We start from the raw sequence: 14,186 nt of genomic DNA, 5'->3' as shown, positions 1-14,186 counted from the left end.
GATCAACAACGTGTTCGCTGGAAGTCTACCCGGTACCGGAATTGGCCCCGAACGCGGGGAGCGCGGGTAGTTGGGGTAGGGACCGTGCGTGCAGCCAGCTGTCCCAGAGTGATCGCAGTGACCTGGTGCTGTAATGCCCTGCCAGGTCGGTGAATTCCTCGGTGGTGATCGAGGCGTGGCGATACCGCGTGGTCCACTCGCGCAGCAGATCGAAGAAGGCGGAATCGCCGAGGGTGAGCCGCAATGCATGCAGGGTCAGCGCGCCGCGCTTGTACACCCGGTCGTCGAACATGTGGTCCGGTCCGGGGTCGGCGAGCAGGAGGTCCTGCGGCAGCCGCGCCAGATTCCGGTGTGCGGTGCGCGCCAGCTGGTCCGCGCTCGGCCCGCCGGCCGCCTCCGACCAGATCCATTCCGCGTAACAGGCGAAGCCTTCGTGCAGCCAGATGTCGCGCCACCGCGCGATGGTCAGGCTGTTGCCGAACCACTGGTGGGCCAGCTCGTGCGCGACCAGCCGCTCGTAGCCGCGCCGCCCGTCGCAGTGGTTCGCCCCGAAGACCGAAATGCCCTGCGCCTCAATGGGAATCTCGAGTTCGTCATCGGTGACCACCACCGTGTAGGCCTCGAACGGGTACGGCCCGAACTTCTCGGCGAAGACCTCCATCATGCGAGGCTGCCGCGCGAAGTCGTGCTCGAAGGCGGCGCGCAGCCGCGGCGGCAGCACGGCCTGCATGGGCACCGCGCCGCGCGGCGCGTCGACCCGCTGCTTGCGGTAGTGGCCGATCTGGATGGTGGCCAGGTACGTGGACATCGGCTCGGGCTGCTCGTACACCCAGGTGGTCTGGCTGGCCTTGGTCTGCTTGCGCACCAGGGTGCCGTTGGCCTGCGCGTAGTACGGCGAGTCGGTGGTGATCGAAATCCGGTAGCTGGCCTTGGAACTCGGGTGGTCGTCACACGGGAACCAGGAGGCCGCGCCATTGGGCTGGCTGGCCACCAGCACGCCGTCGGTGAGTTCCTCCCACCCGACCTCGCCCCACTGGCCGCGCAGCGGCCGAGGCGGGCCCGCGTACTGCACGGTGAGCGCCAGCGCCCCGCCCGCCGGAATCCGCTGCCGCGGCGTGATCACCAATTTGCCGCGCTGATGGGTGAATTTGGCGGGCTTGGCCCCGTTCACGAACACCTTGGACACCGCCAGCGCCTGAGACAGGTCCAGCGCGAACCGATCTCGCACCCCGGTGGTGACCGCGGTGATGTCGGCCCGCCCGGCCAGCCGGTTACTGGCGACCTTGTACTCCAGCTCCAGCTCGTAGCGGGAGACCCGGTAGCCGCGATTCCCGTTCTGCGGCAGGTAATCGTCGATGGGCTGGTCGAGCCGGTCGGGCATCAGCGACCGCCCTCCGGCCAGGGCGCGATGGGGTTGCCCCACCAGCGCGTGGACGGCGGCACGCTGTCGCCGCGCATGACCAGCGAGGCCGGTCCGATGGTCGCGCCCGCGCCGATCACGCTGGCGGGCAGGGCGACACAGTGCGGTCCGAGCGTGGCGCCCGCACCGAGGGTGACGGTGTCCATGGCCATGATGCGGTCGTGGAACAGATGGGTCTGCACCACACAGCCGCGTTCCACGGTCGCGCCGTCACCGAGTGTCACCAGGTCAGCCTCCGGAAGCCAATAGGATTCGCACCATACCCCGCGGCCGATGGTGGCGCCGAGTCCACGCAACCAGACATTCAGCACGGGCGTACCGGTCGCGGCGCGCGCGAACCACGGCGCGGCGACATGCTCCACGAAGGTGTCGGCGACCTCGTTGCGCCACACGAACGAACTCCACAGCGGATGCTCCTCGGTGCGAATCCGGCCCACCAGCAGCCATTTCGCGAGCACCGAGGCCGTGCCGGCCGCCGCGCCCGCCGCCAGCAGCACCACACCGCTGAGCAGTGCGGCGGGCAGGTGGCCGAGGGTCTGGGCCAGCCAGGCCAGGGCGAACAGCACGCCGAGGCCGATCGCGAAGGTCACGAACACCGGGATCAACCGGCAGGTCTCCACCACCGCGCGGGCCACGCGCAGCCGGAACGGCGGATCGAAGGTGCGTGCGGTGTCACCGGATTCGGCGGCGCGGCGCAGGCGGGTCGGCGGGCTGCCCAGCCACGACGAGCCGGCCTTCGCCTTGGACGGTGCGGCCGACAGCACGGCGACCAGGCCGTTCTTGGGCACCCGCCGCCCGGGCGCGGTCATGCCGGAGTTGCCGAGGAAGGCGCGCTTGCCGACCTTGGCCTCGCCGATGCGCAGCCAGCCGCCGCCGAGTTCGTAACTGGCGACCATGGTGTCGTCGGCCAGGAACGCCCCGTCGGCCACCACGGTGAACTTCGGCAGCAGCAGGACCGTCGAAACCTCCACGCGCTTGCCGACCTTCGCGCCCAGCAGACGCAGCCACATCGGAGTCAGCAGGCTGGCGTAGAGCGGGAACAGGAAGGTGCGCGCGGAATCCAGCAGTCGTTCGGTGGCCCACGCCTGCCAGCCCTGGCGGCTGCGCACGGGGTGATGGCCCTCGGTCAGCCCGATGCCGAGCAGTCGCACGGCCACGATGGTGACCGCCGCGTACACGCCCAGCACCAGCAGCATGGCCACCGGCAGGACCGCGAAGGCGCGTTCGAATCCGGCTGCGAGCGTCCGGGTGTCGCGAATCCACCAGGCGATGAGCAGACCGCCGGTACCCAGCGCGAAGATCGGCACCGAGGCCAGCGCCATGGAGGTGATGCCGAAGATCGCCACCCAGTGCGCGGCCCGGGCGGGCGTCTCGTCGGGCCAGCGGTGCTGTGCCCGGCCGACTTTCACGGCGGGGGAGCCCGCCCACTCCTGTTCGGCCTTCACCTTGCCCGATACCGAGGAGCCGGGCGCGATTTCGGCATTGCGGCCGATCCTGGTGCCGGGCAGCAGGATCGAGCGGGCGCCGACCACCGCGCCCGGCCCGATCTCGATGGGCCCGATGTGCACGAGATCGCCGTCGATCCAGAAGCCGGACAGATCCACCTCGGGTTCGACGCTGCAGCCGTCGCCCAGTTCCAGCATGCCGGTGACCGGCGGCAGCGTGTGCAGGTCGACGCCGCGGCCCACCTTCGCGCCCAGCGCCCGCGCGAAGGGCACCATCCACGGTGCGCCCGACAGGTTCTCGGCGCCGCTGGCCTCGGACAGTCGCACGGCCGTCCAGAGCCGCAGGTGCACCCGCCCGCCGCGCGGATAGGTGCCCGCGCGCAGGCCGCGCAGCAGCAGCCTGGAACCGGCCACGCACAGCGCCATCCGGCCGGGCGGGGAGATGAAGAGCAGGAACGCCACCAGCGTCCACCACCACGACAGGTGCGGCAGCCACGGCAGCGAACCCGACCAGGCGGCGACATTGCCGACGATCGCCAGCCAGGTCAGCCATTGCAGACCGGTCAGGGTGGTGAGCGGAATCGTCGCCAGCACCTGGAACAGCTGCGCCGACCGGGGCACCGGCCGGACCAGTCGCTCCTCGACCGCGGCGGTCGGCGCGAAGCCGTCGAGCAGGGCGGCCAGGGCGCCCAGCCGCGGATGGTCGTAGAGGTCCGCGACGGCGATGCGCGGCTGCCGTTCCCGCAGCGCCGCCACCAGCTGGGCGGCCGCCAGCGAGCCGCCGCCCAGATCGAAGAAGTCGGCGTTCGGGTCGGTGACCTCCGCGCCGAGAATCGAATCCCACAGTCCCGCGACCCACCGCTCGGTCTCGGACAGACCGCTCTCGGGAGTGGCGGTGATGGCCTTGGGCAGCGGCCAGGGCAGCGCGTCGCGGTCGACCTTGCCGGAGGTCCGGGTGGGCAGTTCCCCGACCACGGCCAGCCGCGGCACCAGCGGGGCCGGAAGCTGTTCGGCGAGAATGGTTCTCGCGGCGGTGAGGTCGTAATCGGCGCCGGGTCCGGTCAGGTAGCCGACCAGGATCTTGTTGCCCGCCTTGGTGGTCCGGATCGCGGCGGCCGCGCCCGTCACACCCGGCAGATGCTGCAGCGCGTTGTCGATCTCGCCGAGCTCGATGCGGCGGCCGCCCAGTTTGATCTGATCGTCGGCCCGCCCCAGGAAGACCAGTCCCTCGCGATCGTTGCGCACCAGATCGCCACTGCGGTAGGCGCGTTCCCAGCCGACCGACGGCAGCGGCGCGTACTTCTCGGCGTCCTTGGCCGGGTCGAGATAGCGCGCCAGCCCGACGCCGCCGATGACCAGCTCACCGGATTCGCCCTCGCCCACCGGATCTCCGGCCGCGTCGACGACGGTCAGGTCCCAGCCGTCCAGCGGCAGCCCGATCCGGATCGGGAAGCCGCCGTCCAGCAGCGCGGCGCAGGCCACCACGGTGGCCTCGGTGGGGCCGTAGGTGTTCCACACCTCGCGCTCGGAATCCTGGTTGCCGGCAAGGCGTTCGGCCAGCTCGGGCGGCACCGCCTCACCGCCGAAGATGAGCAGCCGCACGGGTTCGAGCGCCTCGGCGGGCCAGGTGGCCGCCAGTGTGGGGACGGTCGAGACGATGCTGATCTCCCGGCGGACCAGCCACGGACCCAGATCGGCGCCGGTCCGCACCAGCGCGCGCGGCGCCGGGACCAGGCAGGCGCCGTTGCGCCACGCCAGCCACATCTCCTCGCACGAGGCGTCGAAGGCGACCGACAGTCCGGCCAGCACGCGATCCCCGGGCCCGATCGGCGCGTCCTGGAGGAACAGCCGCGCCTCGGCATCGACGAACGCCGCGGCATTGCGATGGGTCACCGCAACACCTTTCGGCGTGCCGGTGGAGCCGGAGGTGAAGATGATCCACGCGTCGTCGGCAGGCATGGGCGCGGCCGTCGACGTCACCCGGTCGCCGGATTCCGTTGCCACTCTAGTGGATTCGATCCCGGCCGCGGTCACGATGGCCGAGACCCGGGCCTCTCCGAACACCAGCCGCGCGCGTTCGTCGGGATCATCGGCGTCCACCGGCACGTACGCGGCTCCGGCGTGCAGGACCGCCAGGATCGTGATGTACAGCCCACGCGTGCCGGACGGCATCCGCACCCCGACCCGGTCGCCCGCCCGCACCCCGGCCGCGGCCAGGCGCTCGACCTCGAGCGCGATCTCCGCGAGCAGTTCCGCGTATCCGAGCTCCACCTCACCGTCGTCGAGGGCGGGTGCGTCGGGGTACGCCGCGGCGGTGGCGGCGAGAATATCGACCAGTGTGCGGGCCGGCGGTGCGAGGGCGGCCCGCAGCATCGGGTTCGCGACTATCTCGGTCTCGGCCTGCTGTTGCGGCATTAGGTGCTGCCCACCTCTCGGGGAACCATCCGGCGCTTGTGCGTTGGTTGTTTCATACGAGAGTTACCGACAGGCAAACTGTGAGGCGGCCATTGGTCCACGGTACCGGTACGTCCTGGTCATCCCGTGTTCACCTGGCGGCTGTGCGCGGATTCGCCGGGCGGCTAGGCGTGGAACTGTGCGAAGAATTGCCAGATCACGGCGGTGGCGTCGAACTGGTGGGTGACCTTGCCGACAATCACCTGCGGCAGGTATTGCGGGCCGTCCGGCCAGGTGTGGCCGCCCTCGGCGATCGAATAGAGCTGGACCTTGGCGCCGTTCGCGCAGTCGGAGGACTGGACGGTCACGGTGGTGCCGTCGTCGGCGCGCTGCGGGAGCGTGGTCGTGGTGGCCGCGTCGCAGGAGTTCTTCTCCCGCCACAGCTGCTGGGTGGCGTCGACCGAGAGCACCGGGCTCGAGCCCGCGCCGTGGTGGCCGGAAGTGACACGCACGACACCGCCGCCGTAGGGGACGATCGGGTCGGAGGTGCCGTGGATCTCCAGCACCGGCAGGGAATGGGTTGGGGTGCAAGCGGATACGTCGGCCTGGGGGAGCGGGCCCGCCACCGGGGCGATGGCCGCCAGCTTCCCGGACAGGCGGCAGCCGAGGTCCTCGGTGAACATGCCGCCGTTGGACATGCCGGTGGCGTAGACGCGGGTGGGGTCCACGGAGTCGTTCGCGATGATCCGGTCGATCACGGCCGCAACGAAACCCACGTCGTCGATATTCGCGGCACTGGCATTGGTGTCGTCGCCGCGGCCGTCGTTCCAGGACTTCTCGTAGCCGTTCGGGTAGACGGCGAGGAAACCGTCGGCGTCGGAGGCCTTGTCGAAGCCGAAGGAACCGGCCATGTTCTCGGCATTGCCGCCGCCACCGTGGAAGGCGAGCACGGCGGGCAGCAGGCCCTGGGGTCGGTTGGCGGGGTAGTGGACGATGTATTGCCGCTGCAGTCCACCGTATTCGAGGGTGACGGTGGTATCGCCGGCGGCGCGGGCCTGCGGGTGCCCGCACCCGGCGGCCATGAAGGCGGTGGACAGCAGGATCGCTGCGGCGAATCTCGGTGCGTTCACGCGAGTGATCGTAGAGAGGCAGCCTGAAGCTGGGCTGAAGCTTTGTGTCAGCTGTGAGCCCGGATGGCGGCCAGTGCCGCCGCGGCGACTTCGTTTGGGGGAGGGCCGATTTCGATGCTGAGAATATGCTCGTCGGGACCCGGCGCCTCCAGGGTGCCGAGCTGGGAATCGAGCAGGCCCGGCGGCATGAAATGGTCCATGCGCGCGGTGAGGCGGCGCTGCAACTCGTCCCGGGATCCCGTGAGATGCAGGAAGGTCAGCACCGCGCCGGGGTGCCCGGCGAGGCTGCGGCGCAGCACGTCCCGGTAGGAGCGCTTCAAGGCCGAGCAGGTCACGACGGCCGAGCGGCCCGCGGTGAACTCGTTGGACATCCAGGCCGCGATGGCCTCCAGCCACGGCTCCCGATCGGCGTCGGTGAGGGCGTGGCCCGCGGCCATCTTGGCGATATTGGCGGGCGGGTGCAGGTCGTCGCCCTCCAGGAGATCCCAGCCCAGGCTGCTGACCAGCATGCCCGCGACCGTGGATTTCCCGGATCCGGAGACGCCCATGAGCACCACGATCTGCGGTCGCGCGGGGGTTGCCATCGCTGCTCCTAGACGATCGCGCTCAGGGCGAGCACGCCCGCCAGCCCGGCCAGTGAGATCACGCATTCCATCAGGCTCCACGACTTCAGCGTCTGCACGACGTCCAGGCGCAGATACTCCTTGACCAACCAGAACCCGGCGTCGTTGACGTGCGAGAGGAACAGCGAGCCCGAGCCGATCGCCAGCACCATGAGCGACACGTGGGAGGTGCTGAGCCCGGCCGCGACCGGAGCGAGAATGCCCGACGCCGTCACCGTCGCGACGGTGACCGACCCGGTGGCGACCCGGATCAGCGCGGCCACGAACCAGGCCAGCAGCAGCACCGGCAGGCTGCTGTCCCGAATCGCGTCGGCAATGGTGCCGGCGATACCGGTGTCGACCAGCACCTGTTTGAAGCCGCCACCCGCGCCGACGATCAGCAGTATGCCCGCGACCGGCGGCAGCGCGCTGTTCATGGTGTCCGCCAGGGCGTCCCGCGTCATGCGGCCGCCACGGCCGAGCACGATCATGCCCACGATCAGCGCGATACCCAGCGCGACGACCGGGGTGCCGAGCACATCCAGGACCTTCTTCACCTGGGACCCGGACTTCGGCGAGACCACGTCGAAGACGGCACTGCCCAGCATCAGCACGACCGGCAGCAGGATGGTGGCCAGGGTGGCGGTGAAGCTCGGTCGCGGCCCCTGCTCCTCGGCGGGCCGCCCGGCGGGCTCACCGGTCGAGAACAGTTCCGGCACCGGCACATTCACCCAGCGCGCGGCCAGCTTGCCGAACAGCGGCCCTGCGATGATCACCGTCGGCACCGCCACCAGCACGCCGAGACCCAGCGTCAGTCCGAGATCGGCCCTGAGCGCCGCCACCGCGACCAGCGGACCCGGGTGCGGCGGCACCAGCCCGTGCATGGCCGACAGGCCTGCCAGCGCCGGAATCGCCACCGCCATCAGGGGAAGTCGCGACCGGCCGGCGACCAGCAAGATGACCGGCATCAGCAGCACCACGCCGATCTCGAAGAACATGGGCAGGCCGATGATCGCGCCCACCAGGCCCATCACCCACGGCAGCGCCCGCGGCCCGGCCCGGTTCACCAGGGTGTCGACCACCTGATCCGCGCCGCCGGAATCGGCGAGCAGCTTGCCGAACATGGCGCCGAAGCCGATCAGGATGCCGACGCTGCCCATGGTCGAGCCGAAGCCCTTCACGAAGGAAGCCACGGTGTCGGCCGCGCCCAGCCGGGCGACGAGCCCGACCGCGACCGCGCCGATGGCCAGCGCCAGGAACGGATGCATTTTCAGCCAGGTGATGAGGCCGACGATGAGCGCGACGCCGAGCACGGCCGCGGTGATGAGCTGGGCGTTGCCGGTGTGCCGGGTGGCCGCGTCGGCCAGGTTCGCGGCAGCGAGGGGTTCGAGGTTGGGCATGACGCTTCTTCGAGTCGAGGTGGAGTGATCCAGGGCACAGAGCCCAATATGGAGGACTATATCAAGCCGTGCCGCGAATAAGTACTACGTATTACCCACTGGATACCGATAGATATGCCTCAGATGTGTGACACTGAAGCCATGGTCGACCGCGCCGAGTCCTTGCCCCTGCACGAATCGGTGCTGGATCGGCTCGGCGCCGACATCGCCTCCGGCGGCATCGCGCCCGGCACGCGCATCTCCTCCGATGAGATCGCCACCCGCTTCGACGTCTCCCGCACCGTCGCCCGCGAGGTCGTGCGGGTGCTGGAATCCCTCGGCATGGTCAGCATCCGGCGGCGCGCGGGCATCACCGTCCTGGACCCCGCGCACTGGCATGCGCTGGACCCCAAGCTGATCCGCTGGCAGCTCGCCGGCCCCCACCGCTTCGCCCAGCTGGCCTGGCTGGCCGAACTCCGTTCCGGCATCGAACCACTGGCCGCCCGCGGGGCCGCCGCGCACGCGACGCCGGAGCAGTGCGCGACCCTGACCGCGGCGGTCATGGGTATGTCGGCCACGGCCCGCGCCGCCAACACCGCCGCCTATCTCGACCACGACATCGCCTTCCACGCCACCCTGCTGGCCGCGTCCGGCAATCCACTGCTACAGGTCTTCGCCCCGATCATTCGCGAAGTCCTCACCGGCAGAACCGAACACGAGCTCATGCCGGCACAGGCCAATCCGCAGGCCCTGCAGCTGCACGCCGCCGTCGCCGCGGCGATCCAGTCCGGTGACGGCCCCGGCGCCGAATCCGCCATGCGCGAGATCGTGTCCGAATCGGCCACCGCGATCGCCTGCCTACGGCCGGCGACGCCCGAATAGCGCTGCGGCCAGGGCACACAGCGCTCGTTCAGGGCACGATCAGGTACCACTCCGCCCACGGGCCCTGCAGCGGCCAGCTATTGGCGAGCAGCTTGGCCAGTCCCATCCCGACCCACAGGTCGACCGTCTGGGTCTCACCCGGACCAGCACCGGTGCGGACATACACATCGCGCGAGCCGCCGCCCGCGGACCCCAGCCAGCCCAGCACGATGTGATTGCCGCACGGCCCACCCAGATACCCCAGCGGCGTCACGTGCGCGGTCACATGGCCGGGCATGCCGTGCGCGGCCTCCAGACCCACCGAGATCTGCCCCGCGCAGAAATTCGCGTCCCCGAAGGTGAACACCGTGGTGCCGAACGGCGCCCACTGCGGCAGCCAATCCGCCCGCGCCGGGGCCGCGCCCAACCCGCCGACGCCCAACGCGAGCCCGGCGGCCGCGATCGCCCCCGCCAGCATCCGTACAGTCCTCATCATCGGATGTCCTTCCGGCCGGCCGAATTCCACGACCGCACAGCCCGGCTCCCGCCATCCGGCCCGAGACGACCCCCGACGACTCGCCCCGTAGCGCGCGGAAGTCGCTCCCCTCCAGCGTATCCAATCCGCACGCCCCGTTTACCCCCGTTTCGTGCCGGATACCGGGCCGCGGAACCGGTTGGGGCGGGCGGCGGACTCGGCCCCGGGTGCCCGGTATTGTCTGCGGTGCACGTGGATCGGGAGGATTTGGTTGGCTGAGCAGCTCCGAACCGGCGTGGTCTTCGCCGGATATCGGGTCGAGCGACTACTGGGTGCCGGTGGGATGGGTGAGGTGTATCTGGCCCACGATCGGGACCTACCCAGGTTCGTCGCATTGAAGCTGCTCAATCGCGTGGCCAGCGATGACGACGAGACCCGGCAGCGTTTCCTGCGGGAGGCGAACATCATTGCCCGGCTGTCGCATCCGAACATCGTCACCATCTACGCCCGCGGCGAGGAACAGGGACAGCTCTGGCTGGCCATGGCCTACGTCGACGGCTCCGATCTGGCCGCCGAACTGCTGGACGGGCCCCTGGAGCCCGCCCGCGCCGCCGCCATCACCGCCGACCTGGCGCGCGCCCTGGACTACGCCCACGAGGCGGGCGTGCTGCACCGCGACGTCAAGCCCGCCAATGTGCTGCTGACCGCCCAGCCGCGAGAGTGGGCGCTGCTCACCGACTTCGGCATCGCCGAGTCCCGGCACGAGGTGCGCGGCCTCACCGAGAACGGTGAGGTGGTCGCCAGTTTCCAGTACACCGCGCCGGAGCGTTTCAGTGGCGAGGCCCGGGTCGACCGCCGCGCCGACGTCTACTCCCTCGGCTGCACGCTGTTCGAAATGCTCACCGGTGCACCGCCGTTTGCCGACACGGATCTGCCGCGCCTGATCTACCGGCACGTCCGGGCGCCGGTGCCCTCGGTGCGGGAACGGAATCCGGCACTGCCCGCCGCCCTGGATCCGGTGCTGGCCCGGGCGATGGCGAAGAATCCCCGGGCCCGATTCGCCACCTGCACCGAGCTGTCGGTCGCGGTGAGCGAGGCGATCGAGCGCGCGCGGCCTCGGACACCGGCGCCCCCGCCTCGGGAGACACACAGCCACAAGGCGATTCCATCGTCGCGCCAGTGGACCCGCTCGCGCACCCTGCTGGTGTTCCTGGCCGTGGCGCTGCTGGCCGGAGCGGCGGCCGCCGCCGTCGGAATCCTGACCACGCTCGCCGACTCCACCCCGCACAGTGCGGCCGGGGCCCCGACCAGCTCCACGGCGGCGGTACCCACCCGCCGCAGCACGAGCGTCGTCCCCACCTCGATCAGTACGTCCGCGGGCGCGGGCGCGGCCGCCGACGGCTGCCAGTCCCGCCGCACCCCCGATGGGGTGACCGGCACCGATCCGGGCGGCATCGCCAGCGGCCCCGACGCCGTCCTCGCCTTCGAGTACGCCTACTACGTGCTCCGCTCCGGTAGCGTCGCACGGGAATTCGTGGCCGAGGACGCGGTGAATGTCGCGGACGCCGCCAAGATCCAGAGCGGCATCGACTCGCTGCCCGTCGGCACCCGCTACTGCGTGCAGGTCAGCCGGATCGCCGCCGCCGACGACGACCACTGGGCGGTGAAGGTCGCCCAGCAGCGTCCCGGCGAACTCCAGGACGTCTTCACCCAGACCGTCACCACCCGCACCGTCGGCAGCCGCACACTCATCACCTCGATTGTCGAGGAGTAGGACCGGCGGTTGCCGTTTCACAAAAGGGGTGGGTGTGCTGCGAGGCTGCTAGGGTTCGAAGCGTTGACTCGACGGGGACGACCCGGTGGGTCCGGTGAAAGTCGTTCGTCGGTAGGGAGTTTCGGACTTGGAGTCGACAGGATCGTGGAGCGGGGTCTCGGGGGCTGGGGGCTGCCCGGTGCGCGGAGGGTCGCCGGTTGGCCTGGAAGAGCGCCGGATTCTGTTGGGGACACCCGAATTCGCGGCCGATCCGCACCGCGCGTACCGCGAGATGCGCCGCCAGTATGGCTCCATGGTGCCCATCGAGCTGGCGCCCGGGGTGCCCGCGACGCTGGTGGTGAGCTATCGGACAGCGCTGCGAATCCTCAATGATCCCGAGCACTTTCCGGCCGATCCGCGGGTCTGGCAGGAGGGTATCCCCGAGGATTCGCCCATCCGGCCGATGATGCAGTGGTACCCCAACGCGCTGCGCAACGCGGGTGCCGAGCACACCCGCTACCGGCAGGCCTACACCGCCGGTATCGACGGGATCGATCTGCACGCCGTGCATTCCACGGTCGAGGAGATCGCGGCCCGGCTCATCGCGGGCCTGGCCGCCGAGGGCGGCGCGGACCTGGTGTCGCAGTACGCGCTGCCGCTGGTGTTCGAGGTGCTCAACCAATTGGTCGGCTGCCCAGCGGATATCGGCCAGCGGGTGGCCACCGGCATGGCCGCGCTGTTCGACACCGTGAATGCCGCGTGGGGCATGCAGACGCTGGCCGAGGCGCTCATGGAGCTCATCGCCATGCGCCGCGCCGAGCCCGGCGACGACGTCACCTCGCGCATGGCCCATCACCCGTCCGCGCTGAACGACGAGGAGATGCTGTACCAGCTGGTCAGCTTCTACGGCGCGGGCCTCGAGCCCATGCAGAACCTGATCAGTAACACCCTGCTGCTCATGCTCACCGACGAACGTTTCGGCGGAGACATGCTGGGCGGCAGCCTATCCACCCGCGACGCGCTCGACGAGGTGCTCTTCAACGACCCGCCGATGGCCAACTTCTCCATCAGCTACCCGCGTCAGCCCATCCTCATCGACACCACCTGGCTGCCCGCCCATCAGCCGGTCCTGATCAGCCTCGCGGCCTGCAACAACGATCCCGACATCGCGGGCGGCGACCGCACGGGGAACCGGTCGCACCTGGCCTGGAGCGCGGGCCCGCACGCCTGCCCCGCCCGATCGGTGGCCTACCTGGTCGCGCAGACCGCCATCGACCAGTTGCTGGACGCGGTGCCGGACCTGTCGCTCGCCGTCCCGAAACACGACATCTCCTGGCGGCCCGGCCCGTTCCACCGCGCCATGGTGGCACTGCCGGTCGAATTCCCGATCAGTCCCGCGCTGCGCGCGGTGTAAGGAGCGCTCCATGTCCCAGAGCCCGATCGTGCTGGATGTCACCGGCACCGACATCCAGGGCGAATCCGCCCGGATTCGCGAGCAGGGCCCCGTCACGCTGGTCGAGCTGCCCGGCGGCGTGACGGCGTGGTCGGTCACCGACCAGGCGGTGCTCAAGACCCTGCTGGCCGATGCCCGCGTCTCCAAGGATCCGCGCCAGCACTGGTCCGCGTTCATCAACGGCGAGATCACCGAGGCCTGGCCGCTGCTGCCCTGGGTGGCCGTGGAGAACATGTTCACCGCCTACGGCGCCGACCACCGCCGGCTGCGAAAGCTGGTGTCCCCGGCCTTCACCCACCGCCGCACCACCGCCATGCGCGAACGCATCGGGGCCATCGTCGCCGAGCTGCTCGACGAGCTGGCCGCGCTCCCGGCGGGCTCGGTCGCCGACCTACGCTCGCTCTACGCCTACCCGGTCCCGATCCGCGTGATCAGCGGCCTCATGGGGGTGCCCGAGCACCTCGACGCCGCGATCCACAAGTGTGTCGACGGCTTCTTCGATGGGTCCCTGTCCGCCGAGGAGTCGATGGCCAACTTCCTCGAAATGTACGAGCGCGTGGGCGAACTCGTCGCCTACCGTCGTGACAATCCGGGCGACGACATCACCAGCGCCATGATCGCCGCCCGTAACGACGAGGACGGTTCGCAGCTGGCCGACAAGGAACTCGTCGAAACCCTCATGCTCGTCATCAATGCCGGGCACGAGACCACCGTGAACCTGCTCGACCAGGCCATCGTCGCCCTGCTCACCCACCCGGAGCAGCTGGCCGCGGTCGTCGCCGAGCAGGCGTCGTGGAACGACGTCATCGAGGAGACCCTGCGGTTCCAGTCGCCGGTGGCGCACCTGCCGCTGCGATACGCGGTGGAGGACATCGAGATCGACGGCTTCACCATCCCCAAGGGCGAGGCCATCCTGGCCTCCTATGCCGGCGCCAGCCGCGACCCGCGGATCCACGGTGCGACCGCCGACAGCTTCGACATCCACCGTGACACCAAGGACCAGCACGTGGCCTTCGGCTACGGCGCCCACCACTGCCTGGGCGCCCCGCTGGCCCGGCTGGAGGCCGCCATCGCGCTGCCCGCGCTGTTCGAGCGCTTCCCGAACCTCCGGCTGGCCACGGACGCAACGGAATTGACCCCGCTGGGCAGCTTCATCTCCAACGGGCACACGAGTTTGCCGGTGCGGCTGGGCGGCGAGTAGTCACCACCGTTCGCGGGCCGGGTTCGCGCCCGGCCTGCGAATGCGGCTCCGCGGGAAAGCTCGACAGTGTCTC

The 14,186-nt window shown here is 70.2% G+C and carries 10 protein-coding genes; 4 read left to right on the top strand and 6 right to left on the bottom strand.

The window, feature by feature from the left end; translation table 11 throughout:
* Positions 1-25: 25 nt before the first annotated feature.
* The 5 genes from ACWEKS_RS30065 to ACWEKS_RS30045 all read right to left on the bottom strand — a co-directional run bounded on the left by ACWEKS_RS30065 (position 26) and on the right by ACWEKS_RS30045 (position 8,391).
* The gene (locus ACWEKS_RS30065) at positions 26-1,381 is read right to left on the bottom strand and encodes a M1 family metallopeptidase (RefSeq protein WP_452343205.1); all 1,356 of its coding nucleotides are present in this window, start codon (positions 1,379-1,381) and stop codon (positions 26-28) included.
* Positions 1,381-5,280, bottom strand: a complete 3,900-nt coding sequence (locus ACWEKS_RS30060) for a Pls/PosA family non-ribosomal peptide synthetase (protein ID WP_452343204.1) — start codon at positions 5,278-5,280, stop codon at positions 1,381-1,383. Before ACWEKS_RS30060 ends, ACWEKS_RS30065 begins: the two co-directional genes overlap by 1 nt.
* A 164-nt stretch (positions 5,281-5,444) precedes the next feature.
* Complete coding sequence (locus ACWEKS_RS30055; RefSeq protein WP_452343203.1) at positions 5,445-6,389, bottom strand: extracellular catalytic domain type 1 short-chain-length polyhydroxyalkanoate depolymerase; 945 nt, start codon at positions 6,387-6,389, stop codon at positions 5,445-5,447.
* A gap of 47 nt (positions 6,390-6,436) precedes the next feature.
* Complete coding sequence (locus ACWEKS_RS30050; RefSeq protein ID WP_452343202.1) at positions 6,437-6,973, bottom strand: gluconokinase; 537 nt, start codon at positions 6,971-6,973, stop codon at positions 6,437-6,439.
* Between the two features lie 8 nt (positions 6,974-6,981).
* Positions 6,982-8,391: a GntP family permease gene (locus ACWEKS_RS30045; protein WP_452343201.1), complete on the bottom strand. Its 1,410-nt coding sequence runs from the start codon at positions 8,389-8,391 to the stop codon at positions 6,982-6,984.
* A gap of 141 nt (positions 8,392-8,532) precedes the next feature.
* Between ACWEKS_RS30045 and ACWEKS_RS30040 the strand changes: the two genes are divergently transcribed.
* Positions 8,533-9,252: a FadR/GntR family transcriptional regulator gene (locus ACWEKS_RS30040; RefSeq protein ID WP_452343200.1), complete on the top strand. Its 720-nt coding sequence runs from the start codon at positions 8,533-8,535 to the stop codon at positions 9,250-9,252.
* A 28-nt stretch (positions 9,253-9,280) separates the two neighbouring features.
* Here ACWEKS_RS30040 and ACWEKS_RS30035 read toward each other — a convergent pair whose 3' ends face one another.
* Positions 9,281-9,727, bottom strand: a complete 447-nt coding sequence (locus ACWEKS_RS30035; RefSeq protein WP_452343199.1) for a hypothetical protein — start codon at positions 9,725-9,727, stop codon at positions 9,281-9,283.
* 250 nt (positions 9,728-9,977) lie between these two features.
* Here ACWEKS_RS30035 and ACWEKS_RS30030 point away from each other — a divergent pair, with 250 nt between their 5' ends.
* The 3 genes from ACWEKS_RS30030 to ACWEKS_RS30020 all read left to right on the top strand — a co-directional run bounded on the left by ACWEKS_RS30030 (position 9,978) and on the right by ACWEKS_RS30020 (position 14,113).
* On the top strand, positions 9,978-11,480 hold the full coding sequence (locus ACWEKS_RS30030; RefSeq protein ID WP_452343198.1) for a serine/threonine-protein kinase: 1,503 nt from the start codon (positions 9,978-9,980) through the stop codon (positions 11,478-11,480).
* 223 nt (positions 11,481-11,703) lie between these two features.
* Complete coding sequence (locus ACWEKS_RS30025) at positions 11,704-12,873, top strand: cytochrome P450 (RefSeq protein ID WP_452343197.1); 1,170 nt, start codon at positions 11,704-11,706, stop codon at positions 12,871-12,873.
* Positions 12,874-12,883: 10 nt separating this feature from the next.
* Positions 12,884-14,113 (top strand): cytochrome P450 family protein, encoded by a 1,230-nt coding sequence (locus tag ACWEKS_RS30020; protein ID WP_452343196.1) that lies wholly within the window; start codon positions 12,884-12,886, stop codon positions 14,111-14,113.
* Positions 14,114-14,186 lie beyond the last annotated feature (73 nt).

It is taken from the genome of Nocardia sp. NPDC004711 (genome assembly GCF_053601595.1).
This window is presented reverse-complemented; position numbering and strand designations above follow the sequence as displayed.